A 20,182-nucleotide genomic window follows, 5' to 3' on the forward strand; every position below is an offset into this window, starting at 1 on the left:
TATAGATTCACCTCCCCTGATTCAATCCACGTATAAGGATATCCAGTATGCTACAAGGAAAAGTTCAGGTCGAAACCGTGCAGTTTTTGGCAGAAGATGGCTATACCTTAACCGGCAAGCTTTACCGCAGTGAATATGCCAAAGCCAATATTGTCATCGCCTGTGCGACAGGTGTTCCCCAAGCTTTTTACCGGCGCTTTGCCGATTATGCAGCACATGCAGGTTTTCAGGTACTGACTTTTGATTATCGTGGGGTGGCTAATTCTGCGCCTAAACGGTTAAAGAATTTTAAGATGTCCTATCTGGACTGGGGACAATATGATCTCAGCGCTGCGATTGATTATCTCAGCCAAACCGGTCTGGACATCTATATGATTGGCCATTCCTATGGCGGACAGGCCTTGGGATTAAGCAAATATCATGATCGCATTGAAGCAATGTACTGCTTTGGCACTGGTGCTGGCTGGCATGGTTATATGCCTTTAACTGAAAGAATCAAGGTTCAGGTAATCTGGAATATTATTTTCCCACCGATGGTGGCAGTGACAGGCTATTTGCCATGGAGCCGTTTAAATATGGGCGCTGACTTGCCACGTGATGTTTATCGTCAGTGGCGAAAATGGTGTAAAAATCCGACCTATTTCTTTGCCGATCCTGAACTGAAAGACCTGCATACCCATTATGCCGCGGTAAAAACACCTATTTATGCCGTAGCCGCGCTTGATGATGCCTGGGCCTTACCTGAATCCAGACAGGCTTTTATGCAACATTATCGTCAGGCTCCGTTGCATTATATCAATATTCAGGCAGCTGATTATGGACTCAAGCATATGGGACATATGGGTTATTTCCGTCAGGGCGCAGAACAGCTCTGGGATGAAGTGCTCACCAAGTTCAGCGAATTACATCAACTCAAATATGCAGCTTGATTTTAGTTTCTAGAGCATTTAAGCATTTAGCTGCTTAAGCATAACGTGCCTGTTGAATATCGGTTCTGATTTCCTGACGGTGTTCCTCGCCGAAACGGTCGACATGGGCATAAAATACCCCATAACGGCCGACATAATATTCCAGTGACTGGTCATAAAAATTCCAGAAAATTGACCATTCGCCTAAATCCATCTGACGGATTTGTGTACCGGTATGCATCGGCATTTTACGGAGCAATTCCTGCTGTAACTGCTCTGCTTCATTGCGGTCCTGAATCTGAACCTGATGCTGGAAAAATAATTGCGCCACATCATCAAACAGTTCCAGCTCATAGGCATCGACCACATGCAAGGTTTCCTGAGACTCAGGTTGACTCTCTTCAGTACTACTGGAAATCGGGTCCGCTTTTTTGACACGTTTACTTTTTACATAACGCTGGGTTTTATAGATTTTCATGCCGATAAACCACATCGCATAAATTATCAGGGCTAGACATGAAAAAATCAGGAATTTAAGCATCATTGATCATCTCGTGTGGTTAATTTTATTTTTATCACGGTCTGCCAATTCTTGATTTGGCGATCTTCTTTTAACTTAACACAAGTCTATTTTTTGTACAGCAAACTTGAGGATTTTTTTAGATCTTCTTGGATTTTTTTCTTTAGTTGAGCCTTATTTTCCAGTATTCAATTTGAAATGAGGATCTAAAATCTTGTTAAAAATTAGAATTAATCTTAGAGGCCAATATTGATCAGGATAAATAAATCAGACAAATCACTACAGAATCGATCATCAACTCTGGATTCTTTAGCAAATGCACTCAAAAAGCTACATGATTGGTATTTGTTTTTTTGAGCATTTTCCTTCAAATAAAAGGTCTCTCTTTATGGTCGAGTAAATGAATAAAATTATGATTCGTGAAGGGAAGATTCAAGATATACCTCAAATAATTCAGGTCATCCACGACAGTATTCAATCCTGTATTTTGGATCATCAACGTGAAGACAGCGTGATCCAGCGCTGGCTGGAGCAGTTTAATCACGCCCAGTTAATTGTGGAAATGCTTTATAACGACTGCTGGGTGTATATTTTAAATGATCAGATTGTCGGCTTTTTGCTGGTCAGTGACACTGGAGAAATCCTGATGCACTATGTGGCTGCACGTTTCCAGCGACTCGGGGTTGGCACCCAGCTTTTTGATCAGATGCACAAATCCTTAGTGCGTAAAAATATCCATAAAATTAAAGTCCAATCGACTCAAACGGCTTTAAGTTATTATCAAAAAAATGGATTTTTCTCACCGAATTCTCAATCGGAAAATGAAGAAAATTATCATTTATATAAATACGCTTTTTAAAATTAAAACTTTTTTATGTCATTTTAAGTTGATCTCGCCCTGCCTGCTTAGCCGCATATAACTGTACATCTGCCGCTTTCATCAGTGCATGAATATCTGGATAGAGATGTGCTTGATCCATCCAAGAAATGCCCATACTAACCGTGACATAGGATTTATCATCTGTGCGATTTAAATGTTCAAATTGCTGTTCGCGAATCTTGATTAAGACTTTTTCCAGAGATTGAAATGCTGCCTGGACAGGTACATCAGTAAGTAGAATCGCAAATTCTTCTCCACCATAACGGGCTAAATACGCGGATTCGGGGAGTACCGTCTGAATGACCTTGACCAGATTCTGTAAAATTTCATCTCCTTTTAAGTGCCCATAATAATCATTGTAGTTTTTAAAATAGTCGACATCGAGCATGGCAAAAATCAGTGTACTGTGTGGATGTTGCTGACAGTATAAAAACTGCTGCTGGATTTGGTCATTTAAAGCACGGCGGTTAAAGGCACCCGTCAAAGCATCAATATTCACCTGATGTTCGAGTTTGGCATTCAGTTCACGTAATTGCTCGGTACGTGCTTTGACTTTCTGATCGAGTGAATTATTTAACTCTTTCAGATTCATATTCAACTGCTCTGTCGCATAGGTTTGATGGGCATAATTTTGCGACTGCTGAAACATGATGATCACGGCATACAGACTGGTCGAGATAAAAGACAGATGCACACTTTCAATCACATTGATCAGCAATAAATAGTCATTTATAAAGGTCAGGCATAGAAAAATGACCGCATAGAGAGTCAAGCGCGAATAATTGTCTTTATGATGTAAAGTCTGATAAAAGCCATAGATAAAATTGACCACCACGACTATCCCGAAAATCGCACTATACAAGGCCAGACGTTGAAAATTTTCCGGATCGGTCAACAGGGTTACGACACAGTTCAGTAGTAAAAGTCCTGCGGCAACACTATAAATAAATCGATGCAAATAGCGCTGATTAAACAGGTACATATAACTGAGGAAAAATAGAATCGCCAGGAAAGTGAACAGATATTCTAGGCGTGTTCCCCATAGCCAACCGAGCTTAGTCACGATCGAATAGGCATACGGCGCTGCAAAAAAGTTATGCAGGGCCAGAAAAATAATGAACAAGCCAAAGATAAAAATACTTTTGCTATTGCGTTCTGTTGATCCCCTAAACATTGAAAAAAGAATCGTGAAAAAGCCCACCCCAAGCACCAGTCCACAGACTATACTGATGCTCATCATAAGCTGCTGATACTGACGGTTAATAGTTCCGGCTGTTCCAATGCGTATAGGCTGTTCAATCCCGCCATGCAGATGGGTATAGTTTGAGGCCTGAATACTCATGGTGAAATATTCACTCTCAGGAACAAAATAACCGATTCGAGGAGCCCTTTCATTTCTCTGCTCTTCCGCTGTTTTCGCAATTTCCCCATGCCGCAGAATAAATTTTCCATCGATATAGATTCGATAGGCACCATATTCAGCCGGAATATGCACGGCGATCCGACGTCCGATAAATTCTGATGGAATTTTGAAATGTCCGATAAAGGTTCCATAGCCAATATTTGAACCGGTCAGGTCTTTAAATGAAGCGGGTAATTGAACCTCTTGCGGAGTAAGTACGGAACTTGGTTCAGTAATAAACTGGTTTGGATAAAACTGCCAATTTTGGGGCAATTGGCTACTATGATCTTCAGTAAAGTGAATTTCGGAAATATGCGGTTGACTGTGCTGCGTGACAGAGGAAGATTCAAGAGATGCCTGGGCGAAAACTGGAATCATCACTAATAGGACCCAGCTAATGCTCCAAATCAATATTACAGAATAGACATTCCTTATCATGTTTTGCAAAGACAGTATTTTCCTGAAAAGTGCTTTATTCTTCTTATAATCTACGTCGAATAGCAGGGAGTGCAAAGCTTTTTTTGTAGCTCATCGGATGAAGTCCATCTAGCTATGACTTCACCCGTTCAACATTCACTCATCACAATGAATGAAGCTTATTTCAGTGAATCAATCACGTGTTTTAACATCATACAGTTCGATTTCAAAAATCAGGTTTGAATTGGCCGGGATGATATTCCCCATTTTACGTTCACCATAAGCCAAATGAGCAGGCACAATTAGTTTACGCTTACCGCCTACTTTCATACCGATAATCCCTTGATCCCAGCCCTTGATCACACGGCCAGTGCCAATCACGGTTTCAAAATAGTTACCACGATCCAGTGATGAGTCAAACTTGGTGCCATCTTCTAGCCAGCCAGTATAATGAGTCGTAATAAGCGCGCCCTTAACCGCTTCTTTACCTTCACCCACTTTCAAATCAATAATTTCTAGCTCTTTGGTCATGACCAATATCCTTTCTCTGGCAAATACGCATAGTATAAACGGGATTAGACAGAATTCCTTTAGCTTTGAGGCTTAAAGGATTAAAAGCTGAGTTCCTGGATATTTGAATCATTCAGTAAATAGTTAGTCAATTTTTTATGATTTTCGGCGGAGCCAATTAAAATCCAGCGTCCACTAATACGGTGTTCCGTTTTATGCTGCACACTGCGAACGACTTTCATATTATAAGTTTTAAATAATTCTTCGTATTGCTCTAAGGTTTTACGTTGATAAGGACAGATAATTCGGTAGGTTCGTGCCTGACTTAAAGTTTCTATTCCCTCTTGGACATAGATCAGAAAAATCAGCACGATTAATACAATAAAAGTAGCAAACAGACTCAGCCATTCATAACCCGCGCCAGCTGCCATGCCCAGTGCTGCTGTCATCCAGATGGTTGTCGCTGTCGTAATGCCTGAAATCCGGTTTTCATCTTTAAAGATAACTCCCGCACCGACAAAGCCCAAGCCAGTAAGGATATTGGCTGCAATCCTATCCTGACTATCCAGACCAATTTTGATTGACATAATCGTGAACAAGCAGGAACTCAGACTGACCATGATCATAGTCCGCAAACCGGCAGACTTACTGCGATATTCGCGTTCTGCACCAATAATTGCACCAATACCGAGGGCAATGAGCAAACGATAAAGATCCGGATGCATATATTTATCCCTGTTTCATTTTTATTATTGTCAGGTATACGCAATTTCTGAATCAGGATACAAGCCGAGACTTGCATCCTTATTGGCTGTTATTGTAACTGTTCCCATTCAATTACAGCTTGGGCCTGATCACCGATCAAGGTCCATTCGCCATCCATGACATTCAGTTGCAGCTGCATGGTACGTTCACATAACTGTTGTACCGCTTCAGTGCTGGCGGTCGAGATTTTCCAGACCTCAACATTCGACAGCGTTTTCAGTTTGGAATTACGTTTATACCATTCATCAACTGAAGAACCATAAGCAACTACTGCGACCTGTTTGCAACGTGCGCTGGCTTTTTTGACTTTATCTTCGTCAGGACAACCCACTTCGATCCATTTCAATAATTGGCCAGTCAGGTCTTTTTCCCACAGCGCTGGCTCATCAGTCTCAAACAGATCCTTGGTAAATTCAAGCGCCTCGCCAGCAAAACGTGCATAAGCCAGAATACGTACCATCAGACGTTCAATGGTTTCCGAAGGATGCAGCGCCATCGTCAACTGATAGTCTTCATAACGATGGGTATCCATATCGGCAACGTTCAAATCTGCCTTATAAATTGTCGCTTTTAACGCCATAATACAATCCTCAAATTTGGCGCCTAGCATATAAGATTTATTGCATTTTTGCTGAACAGATTTCATCTTATCCAGCTATTTTCAACACGCAGATTCGAAGTTATTTTTCCTGAACAATCCGGCATTGCATTAAGGCGGTTTCAAATTCCAGCCAGTCACGTGAGGTCTGGTAAATCACTTCTACCCGATTATCAATGCCTTCTTCGGCAGACTGATAATTAAACTGATCAGGATTGAAATTAAAGCTTTTCCAGCCCTGATTGGTATTAAAAATCCCTTTGATTCTGAGCCAATCCTGCTGCTCACAAAGCAGATCCAGCAGATCATAAAAATCAAACTGCCAGCGTTTTGGCAATTTCCAACCTGCCACCTGATAGCCTTGTGCACTTTCAACATAATGATAAGGCAACTGATGTACGACAGCCGGCACCTCTCCCAACACTTGGCGCTGTTGCTTGAGCAGTGGCTGAATCTGACGTGAAGCACCCTGATAATCCTGTTTGATTTGCTCAATATCCAGCTGTCCGTTTTCTATCATCAGCCAGTGCTGGGCATATGGCTGATACTCAGACTTGAGTTCAGTTAAAGCAGCATGATCAGTTTCAGTCATCAAATCAGCATGGGAAATAACCATGATATTGGCAACTTTCAGCTGATCCGCATACAGGTTCTGATGCGTCCAGTCCCGATCATGTAAACGTGAACCATCGACTACCGTGACCAGAGCCTGCATTTTCAAATGACTCTGCCAATGCGGTTCGGTGAGCTGTTCCAGCAGTTGCCCGGGATGTCCGAGTCCTGTAGGTTCAATAAATAGCCGGTCCGGTTTGGTTTCTGACAATAGCCGGGATAAAGCAATCTGCATTGGCAACTGACTGCTACAACATAAACAGCCGCCCAGCAATTCTTTCACTGCATAGCCCTGATCCTGAGGCAGTAATTGCTGGTCGACGCCAATCTGACCAAACTCATTCATCAGCACAGCCCAGACTTCTTGCTCCGGTTTCTGGCTCAGTAAATATTTTAATAAAGTGGTTTTACCAGCACCCAAGAATCCGGAAATGATGTGTACAGGAATAGGCTGCTGAGCGGCAAGAACTTTCAAAATTGATTCTCAAAGATAGAATTAGAAGTAGTAAACCTGACTATTATAGAACACTGGACTCTTGCAAAAATGTTCATTCTTGGATGATTAGATTCTATTTATCTCGGTTCAAATAAAAATAACAGTCTGTAGTAAGTACTTTTTAACCGTTAACTAGTTCACTTAAACGCTATATTTGAAATATTTACACACATTTCCAGCTAACAATTTCCTATACATTTAACAGAAGAAAACAAATTTCCAATGATTGTATTTGCTTGCTTAACAGCTTCGTGCGGCTTTTGTTAATTGCTTTGCTCCATAAAATTTTCATGCTTAGGATGAATTCCTGCCGGATTGATGTGATGGTCATTCGGCAGTTTATAAATGTAATAAAAAGGATGCTCAACATGAAATATGCACAAATCTTACTTGCAACAACGCTTACTGCAGCCGCAGCTACCAGTTTTGCAGCAAACAACACCACTGACACGAAGACCACTGAGGAACAGAAAGTCACTGTGATAACTCAGGAACTTCCTGCAACGAATAACCCAAATCCAAATGTAACCACAGCTGGACCTGCTGACCAGCCTGCTGCGTCTGAAGCTGCTACAGAAGACAAAGATGGTAAAAAAACGACTAAGTCGACATCGACTCGTTAATCAGGTTTAAAGCAACATCTCGTGCAGTAAATCTCCAGTAGGTTTAACCTATGCTGCCGGATGTAGACTAAGGCTGAATCATGCAACTGCGTGATTCAGCTTTTTTATACCTTATAGGCTATTCACTATAGCCAGAAATGATCATAGGATTCATTCATCTTATGAATAAATTTAAATATTATTATTTATTATCAATAACTTATTAAAATAAAATTCTTTTCAACTAAATCTTTTTGATAGACATGACCTACTATGGACTAGCTTGTTTAGCGCTATTGATTGTTCCTTAATAGTCTCAATCCTGAATTGATGGAATGGACATTCGCGATGAGCAATACAAATTACACCACTGAAGTGGCGATTTTGGGGGCTGGCCCAGTAGGCTTAACGATTGCCAACTATTTAAGCAAACAGGGTATACAAGTCACCGTAGTTGAACAGCTAGATAGTCTGATCGATTATCCGCGTGCCATCGGCATTGATGATGAATCCTTGCGTACCATTCAATCTTTGGGACTGGTTGATCAGGTCTTGCCGCATACTACCCCGAATCATGCCATGCGCTTCCTGACACCCAAAGGCCGTTGCTTCGCAGACATTCAGCCACTGACTCGTGAATTTGGTTTCTCCCGCCGTAATGCTTTCATTCAGCCACAAGTAGATAACGTTCTGCTAGAAGGCCTCAAACAATATAAAAAAACTGAAGTACTTTTCTCTCGCCATCTGACACATTTCAGCCAGGATGCTGAGGGTGTAACTTTAAATGTTCAGACTAAAAATGGCAGCTTAGAAACCATTCGTGCGCAATACCTGATTGCCTGTGATGGTGGAAACTCTTATGTACGCCGTACCCTCAACATTCCATTCGAAGGTGAAACTGCGCCAAACCAGTGGATCGTGATTGATATCGATAATGACCCATTGGCAACCCCACATATTTATCTATGCTGTGACCCGGTGCGTCCTTATGTATCAGCTGCCCTGCCGCATGGCATTCGCCGCTTCGAATTCATGGTCATGCCAGGCGAAACTCAGGAAGAACTCAGCAAACCAGAAAATATTGCCAAACTACTATCTAAAGTTTTACCGAATACCGATGGAATCGAAGTGATTCGTCAACGTGTCTATACCCACAATGCACGTATTGCAGATAAGTTCCGTGCTGACCGTATTCTGCTTGCTGGTGATGCTGCACACATCATGCCGGTATGGCAAGGCCAAGGCTATAACAGCGGTATGCGTGATGCCTTTAACCTGGCCTGGAAAGTTGCATTGGTGATCCAGGGTAAAGCAAGCCATGAATTACTGGACTCTTACCAGGTAGAACGTAAGGATCATGCCAAGGCGATGATCGATCTTTCAGTCATGGCAGGCCACGTCCTTGCTCCACCAAAAAAATGGCAAGGCTTTGTTCGTGACGGTATTGCTTACGCATTGAACTATATCAAGCCAATCAAACAGTACCTGCTGGAAATGCGCTTTAAGCCTATGCCGAAGTATCATGATGGTGCCCTGCTGGCCAATACTCAGAAAGACTCTCCAGTCGGCAAGATGTTCATTCAGCCGCAGGTGAAACTGGAGTCTGATGAAACTGTATTGCTGGATGAAGTGATTGGCAATGACTTTGCCATCATTGCCTGGGGGGTGGATCCGAAATGGGGCTTAAGCAAGCAAACGATACAACAGTGGAAAAAACTTGGCGTAAAATTTATCCAGGTTATTCCTACAGTTCAATTGTCTAATCAACATCGTAAGCAATACGAAGATGTGATCACCATTGGTGATATCGGTACGGACATTCGTACCTGGTTCGGCAAGACCAAGGACTCTATCGTCATCCTGCGTCCAGACCGCTTCGTGGCAGCCTTAGCGATTCCTCAATCTATAGAAAGCACAAGTCAGGCGCTATTTAACAAGCTCCATGTCAAATAATTGACCTCAGTCAAAAAAACCACGCTACGGCGTGGTTTTTATTTATAGATGAACATAGAAGCTAAGTTCGGTATTGCTCAAACCATGAAATATCTTTGAGAGAATCACGACGTGCCATTTGCTGTAGGAAAGGTTTAAATTCTTCCAACGTCGGCAAAATTTTGGTACTAATTGCGAAGATCAGACAATAGGCCACATATAGATCTGCAGCAGAAACTTTTTCACCTAAAAGATAAGGCTTGGCCTGCGACAAACCTCGTTTAAAAAAATCAAATACCGCGGCTTCGTTACCAAAACTTAAACTGGTTCGGACCTTTTCAATCTGTTCTTGAGATACTTGTAAATTTTTTACATCAATATATTCAGTCAGTGGCCCATGACAGAAGAAAATCCATTTTAAATAAGTACCACGCTTGGGATCATCTAAAGCGGGTGCCAATCCTTTGTCCTGATACTTATCTGCCAGATAGATGATAATAGCCGCCATTTCTGAAATTACGACGCCTTGATCAACCAGACAGGGAACTTTACCCATCGGATTGATCTGAAGATATTCAGGTTGATGCATATCTTTAAAAGGAACTTCCACCTGCTCAAGCTGGTCTTCAATCTGTAGTTCTTTAAGTATAGGCAGCAAGGTCATGCCACGTGACTGAGGGTTGTTATAGAGCTTCATCATTCTGCTTCAACCGATTTCTTATTTTTTGAATTTCAGTATAAAGCGATTTTCTTCTGCGATTAAAAAGCATGTGCTACAGATCATTTCTGTAACACATTTCATTTATGGAAGATCAATAATTTACTTAAAAAGGTCTACACAAAACTTTTCTTTGAGCACTTTCAGAATCAGCTCAATCGCAGGATGCTGGTTATTTTTACGGTAACTGACATAGAGAGCAATCATCGGTAAAGGTTCCAGCGTTTTTTTCACCACAATATTATCGCCGAGTAAAGGAATCACATAAGCGGGTACCAGGCTCCAGCCGACGCCCATGCCGACCAGGTTGACATTCAGCAGAATATTGGTGGAATACTGCACCACATTCACGTTCAGTTTTGACTGCCTAAAGAAATCATCAATAATCTTATGCAGCTGTGGTGAGGCCTGTTCATCACTAATCACAAAATCCTGATTCTCAAACTTCTTGATGCTGACATAGGGCATTTCTGCGACCGGAGAATTTTTCGGCACAATCAGCGTCAGTGGCTCATCAAAAATCTGAACGGACTCAAACTCATCCGACTGATCTCGGTAGCGGGTAAAGGCAATATCAATACTGCCCTGTCTCAGCGCGCTAAACTGTTCTGCATCGGTCAGGCTATGAAACAGTGCTTTCAGTTCAGGAAAATGTGCACGGATATTCGGCATGATATAAGGAAAAATTTTCATTTCCGCGACCGGTACGAAGCCGATATTCAGCTGACCCTTATGTGCATGGGCGATCTGACGGGCTGCCTGCACGGCACGTTCCGCATGTTCTAAGCTCAACAGAGCTTCCTTTAGAAAAGCCTGTCCAGCCTCGGTCAGCTCAACCTTGCGGTTATTCCGCTCCAGCAATTGCGCATCTACTTCACGCTCCAGATCCTTAATCTGCTGACTGAGTGAAGGCTGAACAGTATTCAGTTTTTCAGCTGCCCGAGTGAAATTCAGCTCTTCAGCCACTGTAACAAAATAGCGTAAATGTCTTAATTCCATTTTATTCTTCCGGTAAGGATGCTGAAATCGAAGGTCGCTTCCTGGCCACATATTGACGGTAGATCAATAAAGTGACAATCACCATCACTGCACAGAACATATAGGTCTTTTCAAAACCGTATTGCGCAATGATCATACCCATCACTACTGAACCCACTGCCAGTCCAATATCAAACAGGGTAAAAAAGGTAGAAATTGCATGGCCCATACGCTGTTTTTCGACAGATTGAATCGCCAGAGTTTGTAAACATGGAAATAATGAACCGTAACCAATTCCGATAAATACCGCAGACAACCACATAGTCCATTGGCTGGACATGACACTGACAATCATCATGCCAATCGCAAAGAAAATAAAGGAAGGATAGATAACTGCACTTGGTCCTTTACGGTCGTAAATTTTGCCCACCCAAGGCCGTACCAACAACATTGAGGCCGCAAAAACAATAAAGAAGATGCCGGTATAAGCCAGTAGTTGCTTGGTTTCACTAAAGGGCGTGATAAAACTCATGATACTGGAGTAAGCAAAAGCCGTGAGCAGTGCCACAAAACTCACCGCCAGCACTTTGACTTCAATAATGTCATGCAGGCTGAATTTTGATTTTTCGACCACTGTAGCTTGAGGTTTTGCTAATTCGGTAATTTTCAGCATGAAGGAAAAGATCAAGCCGATAGAGATAATCACGGCAAGCAAGCCAAACAGCACTTTAAAGCTGGTGAACTGAACTACGGTTAAGGCCAGTAATGGACCAAATACCACACCCAGATTAGTCGACATGACAAAATAGCCCATGCCCTCACCCTTACGAGATTCCGGAATAAACTCATTTGCAACGGGAACGGTGACCGTCGTCAGTATGCTGAACCAGATCCCATGTAAGAAACGCACTGCCAATAATGACCACATGCTATCGACCAGCAGATAACTAAAGGAAAATAAGGCAAAAATAACTCCGGCTCCGCGCATTGCCAATTTCTTGCCGAGTTTCTCGATAATCATGCCAGAAAAAGGTCGAATGGCGATGGATGAAACTAAGAACAGAGTCAAAGCCAAACCTGCTTCTTTGACTGATCCGCCCAGACCTTTCATGATATAAACCGGCAGAATGGTCAGTAAGGCAAAGTAATAGACAAACAGGAACAGATTGTTCAATAAACACAGAATAAAGGAGCGATTCCATAAGCGCTCAGGACTAGCAGACATAACACGCAACTTTTAAAAACAAATTTAAGAACTGACTAAACTCAGGGAGAAATCAAAGCTGGGCTTAAGGCCAGATCTACCAGATTCTGGATATATTGATCATCCGGCATGCGGTTGAAGAAAATGATCTGGTAATGAATCGGCCCGTACAAGGTGTCCAGCATCAGATCAAAAGGATAATCCGCACGTAATTCCCCACGCTCGATGGCCTGTTGAATCAATTGGTGGGTTTGTTTTCGACGTGGTAATAGATACTGCTGAAAAAAGTCTGCAGCCAGCTCCCGATGATTGGCCATAACGACCAGCAAAGCTCGGCCTACCGGATGATTAAGCGCCTGAACCAGCAGAGTTAGCTGTTGAACCAGATTGCTGCGCAAGCTTTGTGAAGCATCCAGTTCAAATACCCCTGCTGTGCGCTGCTTGAAAGCATCTAGTACCAGTTCAGATTTATGTTTCCACCAGCGGTAAATCGTAGATTTGCCAACCCCTGCCCGTGCAGCCACATCTTCAATGGTTAGCTGATGATATTCACCTTCTGCCAGTGCATCCGAAACCGCCTGCAGAATACTGTGCTGACGCCGTGAACATTTTTCTTCTTCACTCATGCTTAAAACCAAAAAAACAAAACGATACGTATCGTTTCATAGTAGATTAAAAAACAAGCTTAAGCCAGAGTTAAATGAATTTTATAGGCAAAAAAAAAAGACCTCTCATTGAAGGTCTTTTTAATAAGCAAATTAAGTTTAGTTCTTAGCTATGCGCTGATTTTTTATAGATACTGCATGAAGGATGATGATTTTCCTGCAGACGGGCAACTTTACGTTGTTCAGCTGCTTCAAAACGGCAACGTTTCCAGTCATTGTCCAGATTCAGCGGTGGAATCTGTTTAGGCTTACCATTTTCATCAACAGCGACCATCGTGAAGTAGCAACTATTGGTATGGCGTACAGTACGTTTCTGAATATTTTGCGCTTCTACACGAATGCCAATTTCCATTGAAGTACGACCTACATGGTTCACACTTGCCAGGAAAGTCACCAGCTCACCCACATGAATCGGTTCTTTGAAATTTACTTTGTCTACAGACAGGGTTACGACATAACTACCCGAATAGCGACTCGCACAAGCATAAGCAACCTGGTCCAATAATTTCAGAATTGTTCCACCATGTACATTTCCTGAAAAGTTCGCCATATCTGGCGTCATAAGAACCGACATCGTTAACTCTGACTGGTCATCCGATGCTGTTGCAATTTGATCTAAAGGGGCCATCGTTTTCTCTGAACTCTTTGAATGACAATGATATAGACCATTATTATAGCGTTTTTGGCCTAAATAAAATGTTCAATTCGGCAAATAAAACATCATAATTCTTGATATGAAATTTTTCTCCATACAAAAAAAAAGATATCCCTCTGAGGATCCATAGAAATCATCAGAAAGTTATTTTCAGTAACTATAAAATAAACAGGAATTTATCCACTAAATTATTTTCTTGAATCAATGCACTGTGATGAAGAGATTTTCCATTAAGCATGCAAAACTCGGTTTAGGAAAATGCATGCATTAACAAAAAATAACCTCGAATTAAGCAGGCACCTGTCTCAACATTTCTCGCGCCACATTCTCATAACTTAAAGTCTGCTGGCCATGCAATATAGTTTCAACGGTAAAAGAACCATCGGGATGAACTTTAGTTACAGTAAAAATCGTATTTTCAAACTGAGCTAGTGTGACTTGCTGGCCAATTTCGATGTGATTCATATGGCTTTTACATTTATTAATCTGTCGATTTTTATTCTGTCATGATCTTCTAAGCTTTTGAACAGTTGTTTAACTTAAGTCTGTGAATAATTTTGTTAAAATCAAAAAATAGCCTTAAAACATTTTCATAAAATCACTATAGTTTTATAATTCAAATATTTATTTCCCATTGAAACTTGGGCTTTAAGTGACTTTCAATAGGTAGAAAACATTAGCTCATCTCTAAAAACGATGAACAAAAATGAGCCATTTTTCACCTACTTGAGAAAAGCGATAAATATTTTTATACATCTATTTGAAAGATAAATATTTTATTCAAAATCTTAGAACAAACTATTGTTGCTGAGCCAAGAGCAATGGAATCTGATGACCCTGGCTATAATTATGCTTCTGATAGACCTGAGCAATTTCTGGTAGCTTGAGTTTAGCCGCCTCGATGCCAGCGTCCATGGTCAACTCCCTGCCACGCACATCAAAAATATGACCTTTTTCGCGTAAGTCTGGCTGAATCACCACATCGGCATATTGCAGCTCTTCAGAAGCTAAACGTTGCTGCATGATATTAATATTCTGGTTGAATAGGCCCCAGACATTAGTGGTTTCGGTATGGATTGGCTGCGCCAGAATATCGACAGCAATCACAATATCAGCGCCCAATTCACGAGCTACTTTAACTGGCACCGGACTGACCAGCCCTCCATCCACATATTCTTTTTTCTGGATGACAGTCGGAATAAACATGCTTGGAATAGAAACAGATGCACGTACTGCCTGACCAGTATTACCATAATTGAAGACTACCCGCTTACCCTCTTTCAAGGCTGTTGCTACCACAAACATCGGAATTTTCATGGCTTGCAAAGGCGTCTGATCAACCTGCAAATTCACATAATTTTCAACTTTTTTGCCATCAAAAAAGCCTTTGCGGTCTAGCTTGATGTCGCGAACATCAGTGGCTTTCATACTTAATGCAATATTACGCAGTTCAATCGCCGGTTTACCACTGGCATAAATGGAACCGACAATACTGCCAGCACTGGTTCCCACAATAAAGTCAGGTTGTATGCCTGCCTGCTCCAGCACTTCAATCGCCCCGATGTGCGCATAGCCACGCGCACCGCCACTGCCAAGAACCAGTGCAATCACCGGACGGTTTTCTGTTTGCTTAATTTTGCGGAAATTGATCTGGTTTGGACGTGCCTGGGCTTCTGCTACTGAACTGGCAGATTTGATATGACTAGAGTTAGATGGATTAAAACCGGATGTCGTTTGGCAGCCGCTCAAACCTACCATTGTCATCGCCAATATACTCAGTACATATTTCTGCATGCAGAGCACGTCCTCATTTTGTTAAAGCAACATAGTGTATAAACACATGCTTAAATAATCTGTAGAATTTCGTAAAACTGTCATACAGTTGCACTAATGTCTTTCAATTTTCAGCCACTGTATGAATACACCTTCACTGTACCGGATCTTTCTCACTTTCCTGCAACTGGGCTGTATGGCATTCGGTGGACCGGCAGCGCATCTGGTGTTTTTTCACCGTAAATTTGTCGACCAGTTACAGTGGTTAAATGCGACACAATATGGCCAGCTGGTTGCATTAGCGCAGCTTTTGCCCGGCCCAAGCAGTAGTCAGGTAGGCCTTTCAATTGGCTATCTGCAAAGAGGTTATGCTGGGGCATTCGTGGCTTGGCTTGGATTTACTCTGCCTTCAACGCTTCTGATGAGCTTGATCGCAGTACTCGGTCAGCACTATTTCCATATTCTAAACTCAAACAGCTTTCATAGCATTCAATTGATCGTTTTTTCTGTAATCGTCTGGGCATTCTGGCAAATGCTTAACAGTTTCTGCAAGAGCATCTGGCAGTATGTACTGGTCTTGATTTCAGTCCTAATCCTGAGCTTCATTAGTATCAGTTTGAATCAGCTATTAGTCATTATTTTAGGGGCAGTTTTTGGCCTTGTAATGGCAAAATTTTCTAATCCTCAGGAAAATAAGCCTGCTTCAAATTCATCTACCATTCACTCAAGTTATATTCGTCCACGTCATGCACCCTACTGGTTCATCGCATTTATACTGCCCTTTTTCCTGATTCCTCTACTAGTCAAATCTGGTTCTTGGCCTGAACTCGCATTTTTTGCTGATTTCTATCAAACTGGCTCATTAGTCTTTGGTGGCGGACATGTCATTCTGCCTTTGCTGCATCAGGACTTTGTGGCGACCAATTTACTTTCGCCCCAATCTTTCGATCTAGGTTATGCATTTGCCCAATTGATGCCGGGTCCATTATTTAGTTTTTCCAGCTATGTCGGTGCTCTGTTGCCTTGGACAGGTTCATCCTGGATTAATGCACTGTTAGCAACCTGTGCCATTTTCCTGCCTTCGTTTTTTCTGATTTTTGCTACTTTGCCTTATTGGTCATGGTTAATGCAGCAACGTATTATTTTTCAGGCGGTGAACGGGATTAATGCAGCGGTGGTCGGTCTGCTTTTATATTTGCTGATTGATCTCTCTCAGGCATATTTTCGTTCCTGGTCTGATCTGGTTTTTGTCATCGTGATGATTTTACTGTTACGCTCGAAATTACCAGTCTGGTTCAGCCTGATTGCTGGCTTTATCCTATATCAAAGCTATCTTAATTTTGTGTCATTCTAACCATTTAAACCCATAAAAAAGCCCCGAACCAGTCGGGGCTTTTGCTCAAGTCTTACCAGATATCTGATTTAACTTTATCTTTAAATTTCGGATGATCATCGAGCTTAAACTCTGGTTGCTCGATGCCACGTTTCAGCTGACCGGTATAGTCCTTGAGCAGCATCAAAATAAATGGCATCAGCAGTACAATCGCAATCAGGTTAATACTGGCCATGACGCCCATGAACAGGTCCGCCATATTCCAGATCAACGGTACACTGGCAATCGAGCCGAAATACACCATAAACAATACCAGCAACCGGAAAATAAACATGACCTTGCTGTTATTATTGATGAACTGAATATTTCCTTCTGCATAGGCATAGTTACCAATGATAGAAGAATAGGCAAACAGGAACAGAATCAAGGCCAGGAAGTCATCGCCCCAAGCACCAATCTGGCTTTCAAGCGCCATCTGGGTCAAGGTCACGCCTTCAAAACCGGCATTTTCATATAGGCCAGAAACCAGAATCACGATAGCGGTACATGAACACACAACGAAGGTATCTACAAATACGCCAAGCATTTGAACCAGACCCTGATTCACCGGATGTTTCACGTCAGAGGCAGCCGCCGCATTCGGTGCTGAACCCATCCCCGCTTCATTCGAAAATAAACCGCGCTTAATCCCCATCATCATGGCCATCGAGATCATGGCACCGAAGAAACCGCCTGCAGCTGCTTCAAACTCAAATGCTTTGCTAAAGATCAGCTGAAAAATAGACGGCAACATATCGTAATTGATGACGGCGATATATAAAGCTACACCCAGATAAAGAACTGCCATGAAAGGGACCACCCCTTCAGCAACTTTTGCAATCCGTTTGATCCCGCCAAAAATAATCATGGCCGTAATCAAGACCAAGACCAGACCAATCCAGGAAACTTCCAGATCGAAACCACCTAATGGCAACATCAGATTGGCTTCATTCCAGCCCCAGGCATGTGAGGTTGCACCCGTAATGGCATTGGCCTGCACGGCATTGAACACAAAGCCATAGGTCGTAATCAGTGCAATTGCAAAGACAATTCCCAGCCATTTCTGTTTAAGACCCTGAGTAATGTAATACGCAGGTCCACCACGGAATTGCTGATTCTTGTTATCCCGAACTTTAAACAACTGGGCTAATGATGATTCTACAAAAGCAGAACTCATTCCCAGAAATGCAGTAAACCACATCCAGAACACAGCACCTGGACCACCGACAGCAATCGCAATGGCAACACCTGCAACATTACCCACACCGACCCGGCTAGCCAGACCTGTTACAAAGGCCTGAAACGGCGTAATACCATGGTCATCATCGACCTTGCCACGACTACGTTTCATGACTTTGATACTGTGCCAGAATAAACGGATCTGTACTGCACCGGTCATGATCGTATACAAAATACCGACTGCGACTAGAAACACCACCAAAAAGTCCCAGAGTGGACCATTTAAGGCATCGACCCAGCCCAGTAAGGTTTCATTTAGCTGATCATTCATGTCATATCCTTATGAGCTTATGACTCATTATCAAGCTTAAAATTAGACGAAAAATTTCAAGATCATCTGGATGATCGTGGCATTAATCAAGTCAACGAAGAAAGCACCACATAATGGAACGATCAGAAAGGCTTTATGCGAAGCGCCATACATATTGGTAATCGCCTGCATATTGGCAACAGCCGTTGGGGTTGCACCCATCCCGAAACCACAGTGACCTGCAGCAAGTACTGCGGCATCGTAGTTTTTGCCCATCACCCGGAAAGTGACAAATGCTGCATATAAAGCCATAGTCAAGGTCTGTGCACCGAGAATCACCATCAATGGTCCTGCCAGATCCGCCAGTTGCCATAATTTTAATGACAGCAGCGCCATGGCCAGATAAAGCGACAATGAAGCATTACCAAACACATCAATCGCACGGTCGAAGATCTGGATTTTCAGGATGCCTTCCAGCACGTTACGCAGAATCACACCGCCTGCCAGTGCCCATACAAATGTTGGCAGTTCAAATACTGTATCTTTACTGAAGCCAGTCATCAGTTCTGCAAATGCCAGACAGCCTGCAAACAGACCAAGTGTGGTAATGGCATTATCAGCGGTGATCAGACGGACACGATGTGGATATTCAAATTGCACATATTCATCTGTCGTGCTGTCCATTGGCGTATTGTCACGCTTTTCGATCTGCTGATCGGTACGTGCCACCGCAAGATTATGACGGTTAATCAACAGTTTCGCCAAAGGTCCACCGATAACACCACCAATGATCAGACCAAAGGTTGCACTTGCCATCCCGAGCGCCAAAGCCCCCTGAATACCATGCTCAACCTCCATAATTTCACCCCAGGCGCCAGCAGTACCGTGTCCACCAGTCAAGGTAATCGAACCGGCAATCAGACCGATCAGAGGATCAATACCTAACAAGCTTGCCAGCCCCATACCCACTGCATTTTGTAGGGCAATAAATGTTGAGATGGCAACCAGGAAGATCACCAGTCCGATCCCGCCTTCGCGTAATTTAGCGAAGTTCGCACTCAGACCGATCGAAGCAAAGAAAATCAGCATAAAACTGGTTTGCAGTTCCGCGCTCGTGGTAATGCTGTAGCCCCAGAACGAATGAACCAGCAGAGAGATAACCGCTGCAACCAGACCACCTGCGACAGGTTCAGGAATGTTGTAACGTTTTAGAAAATCGATTTTATCTACCAGAAACCGGCCCAGTAATAGCACAATTACTGCAGCGATCAGGGTATAAAATGCGTTAAAAGTAAAATCCATAATTTTTTTGTCCAAGATGGTTCTGAATTTTTGTCATTCTAAAAGTCGTGTTGCGATTCATTTCCACAGAAGAAAACCTTACATTACCCCATGTAATTGTCATCTACTTCATTCATCCATCGCCTTTAGAATCAACAAAGCATTCCGCATCTGTTTCAAACTTATGAATATCATCGTGATGATCATATTCAGTGAGAGATTTATAAAAGCGAAAAACAGCCTTTTGCTGATTGCATAAGCTACGCCAGATGCATAAATTCATCTAAGCGTGCAACTCATAGCGATAACATCCAGCCTATATTTTTTACTTCTCAACCAGCATGAATTGCTGCATGAGTGCTTTTAACCTAACTGAGTTCATCAAGTCATTTGCAATAAGATATT

Annotated in this window: 20 protein-coding genes; 5 read left to right on the top strand and 15 right to left on the bottom strand. The window is 42.4% G+C overall.

What is annotated here, in order from left to right; translation table 11 throughout:
* The first annotated feature begins 47 nt into the window (after positions 1-47).
* Positions 48-929, top strand: a complete 882-nt coding sequence (locus tag G5T77_RS07560; protein ID WP_166137634.1) for an alpha/beta fold hydrolase — start codon at positions 48-50, stop codon at positions 927-929.
* A 34-nt stretch (positions 930-963) separates the two neighbouring features.
* Here G5T77_RS07560 and G5T77_RS07565 read toward each other — a convergent pair whose 3' ends face one another.
* Entirely contained in the window at positions 964-1,449 is a 486-nt protein-coding gene (locus G5T77_RS07565; RefSeq protein WP_166137681.1) for a hypothetical protein, read from the bottom strand.
* A gap of 379 nt (positions 1,450-1,828) precedes the next feature.
* Between G5T77_RS07565 and G5T77_RS07570 the strand changes: the two genes are divergently transcribed.
* Positions 1,829-2,287, top strand: a complete 459-nt coding sequence (locus G5T77_RS07570; protein ID WP_240904220.1) for a GNAT family N-acetyltransferase — start codon at positions 1,829-1,831, stop codon at positions 2,285-2,287.
* Positions 2,288-2,300: 13 nt separating this feature from the next.
* Here G5T77_RS07570 and G5T77_RS07575 read toward each other — a convergent pair whose 3' ends face one another.
* The 5 genes from G5T77_RS07575 to G5T77_RS07595 form a co-directional block, all read right to left on the bottom strand.
* Positions 2,301-4,088, bottom strand: coding sequence for a GGDEF domain-containing protein (locus tag G5T77_RS07575; RefSeq protein ID WP_240904227.1), 1,788 nt, complete (start codon positions 4,086-4,088; stop codon positions 2,301-2,303).
* A 231-nt stretch (positions 4,089-4,319) separates the two neighbouring features.
* Complete coding sequence (locus tag G5T77_RS07580) at positions 4,320-4,658, bottom strand: FKBP-type peptidyl-prolyl cis-trans isomerase (protein WP_159123393.1); 339 nt, start codon at positions 4,656-4,658, stop codon at positions 4,320-4,322.
* Positions 4,659-4,738: 80 nt separating this feature from the next.
* Positions 4,739-5,362: an MgtC/SapB family protein gene (locus G5T77_RS07585; RefSeq protein WP_103799665.1), complete on the bottom strand. Its 624-nt coding sequence runs from the start codon at positions 5,360-5,362 to the stop codon at positions 4,739-4,741.
* A gap of 89 nt (positions 5,363-5,451) precedes the next feature.
* Positions 5,452-5,982: a YaeQ family protein gene (locus G5T77_RS07590; RefSeq protein ID WP_103799664.1), complete on the bottom strand. Its 531-nt coding sequence runs from the start codon at positions 5,980-5,982 to the stop codon at positions 5,452-5,454.
* A gap of 100 nt (positions 5,983-6,082) precedes the next feature.
* Positions 6,083-7,087 (bottom strand): GTP-binding protein, encoded by a 1,005-nt coding sequence (locus tag G5T77_RS07595; RefSeq protein ID WP_166137649.1) that lies wholly within the window; start codon positions 7,085-7,087, stop codon positions 6,083-6,085.
* 389 nt (positions 7,088-7,476) lie between these two features.
* Here G5T77_RS07595 and G5T77_RS07600 point away from each other — a divergent pair, with 389 nt between their 5' ends.
* On the top strand, positions 7,477-7,731 hold the full coding sequence (locus tag G5T77_RS07600; RefSeq protein WP_166137652.1) for a hypothetical protein: 255 nt from the start codon (positions 7,477-7,479) through the stop codon (positions 7,729-7,731).
* A gap of 327 nt (positions 7,732-8,058) precedes the next feature.
* The gene (locus G5T77_RS07605) at positions 8,059-9,663 is read left to right on the top strand and encodes a bifunctional 3-(3-hydroxy-phenyl)propionate/3-hydroxycinnamic acid hydroxylase (protein ID WP_166137655.1); all 1,605 of its coding nucleotides are present in this window, start codon (positions 8,059-8,061) and stop codon (positions 9,661-9,663) included.
* A gap of 61 nt (positions 9,664-9,724) precedes the next feature.
* Here the strand turns inward: G5T77_RS07605 and G5T77_RS07610 are convergent, their stop codons facing one another.
* From G5T77_RS07610 to G5T77_RS07640, 7 genes are all read right to left on the bottom strand, one after another.
* Positions 9,725-10,339, bottom strand: a complete 615-nt coding sequence (locus G5T77_RS07610) for a glutathione S-transferase family protein (RefSeq protein ID WP_166137687.1) — start codon at positions 10,337-10,339, stop codon at positions 9,725-9,727.
* A 123-nt stretch (positions 10,340-10,462) separates the two neighbouring features.
* Positions 10,463-11,359 carry a LysR substrate-binding domain-containing protein gene (locus G5T77_RS07615; protein ID WP_159123387.1) on the bottom strand — a complete coding sequence of 299 codons (897 nt, stop codon included), beginning with the start codon at positions 11,357-11,359 and terminating at the stop codon, positions 10,463-10,465.
* A gap of 1 nt (position 11,360) precedes the next feature.
* Positions 11,361-12,563, bottom strand: coding sequence for an MFS transporter (locus tag G5T77_RS07620; protein WP_166137658.1), 1,203 nt, complete (start codon positions 12,561-12,563; stop codon positions 11,361-11,363).
* 41 nt (positions 12,564-12,604) lie between these two features.
* Complete coding sequence (locus tag G5T77_RS07625) at positions 12,605-13,168, bottom strand: TetR/AcrR family transcriptional regulator (protein ID WP_166137661.1); 564 nt, start codon at positions 13,166-13,168, stop codon at positions 12,605-12,607.
* Between the two features lie 145 nt (positions 13,169-13,313).
* Positions 13,314-13,835, bottom strand: coding sequence for an acyl-CoA thioesterase (locus G5T77_RS07630; protein WP_004784949.1), 522 nt, complete (start codon positions 13,833-13,835; stop codon positions 13,314-13,316).
* 315 nt (positions 13,836-14,150) lie between these two features.
* A complete protein-coding gene (locus G5T77_RS07635) occupies positions 14,151-14,327 on the bottom strand; it encodes a hypothetical protein (protein WP_162835329.1) in 177 nt (58 codons plus the stop codon).
* Positions 14,328-14,660: 333 nt separating this feature from the next.
* Positions 14,661-15,656 carry a patatin-like phospholipase family protein gene (locus G5T77_RS07640; RefSeq protein ID WP_159123384.1) on the bottom strand — a complete coding sequence of 332 codons (996 nt, stop codon included), beginning with the start codon at positions 15,654-15,656 and terminating at the stop codon, positions 14,661-14,663.
* A 121-nt stretch (positions 15,657-15,777) separates the two neighbouring features.
* On the opposite strand from G5T77_RS07640, the gene chrA reads away from it, so the two are divergent.
* Complete coding sequence (chrA, locus tag G5T77_RS07645; RefSeq protein WP_166137664.1) at positions 15,778-16,989, top strand: chromate efflux transporter; 1,212 nt, start codon at positions 15,778-15,780, stop codon at positions 16,987-16,989.
* 52 nt (positions 16,990-17,041) lie between these two features.
* On the opposite strand, the gene G5T77_RS07650 is transcribed toward chrA, so the two are convergent.
* Together G5T77_RS07650 and gltS are read right to left on the bottom strand one after the other, a co-directional pair.
* Complete coding sequence (locus tag G5T77_RS07650) at positions 17,042-18,517, bottom strand: alanine/glycine:cation symporter family protein (RefSeq protein ID WP_159123382.1); 1,476 nt, start codon at positions 18,515-18,517, stop codon at positions 17,042-17,044.
* A 42-nt stretch (positions 18,518-18,559) separates the two neighbouring features.
* The gene (gene gltS / locus G5T77_RS07655) at positions 18,560-19,798 is read right to left on the bottom strand and encodes a sodium/glutamate symporter (protein WP_166137667.1); all 1,239 of its coding nucleotides are present in this window, start codon (positions 19,796-19,798) and stop codon (positions 18,560-18,562) included.
* Positions 19,799-20,182 lie beyond the last annotated feature (384 nt).

The sequence above is a fragment of the Acinetobacter sp. GFQ9D191M genome, assembly GCF_011174875.1.
Taxonomy (GTDB): domain Bacteria; phylum Pseudomonadota; class Gammaproteobacteria; order Pseudomonadales; family Moraxellaceae; genus Acinetobacter.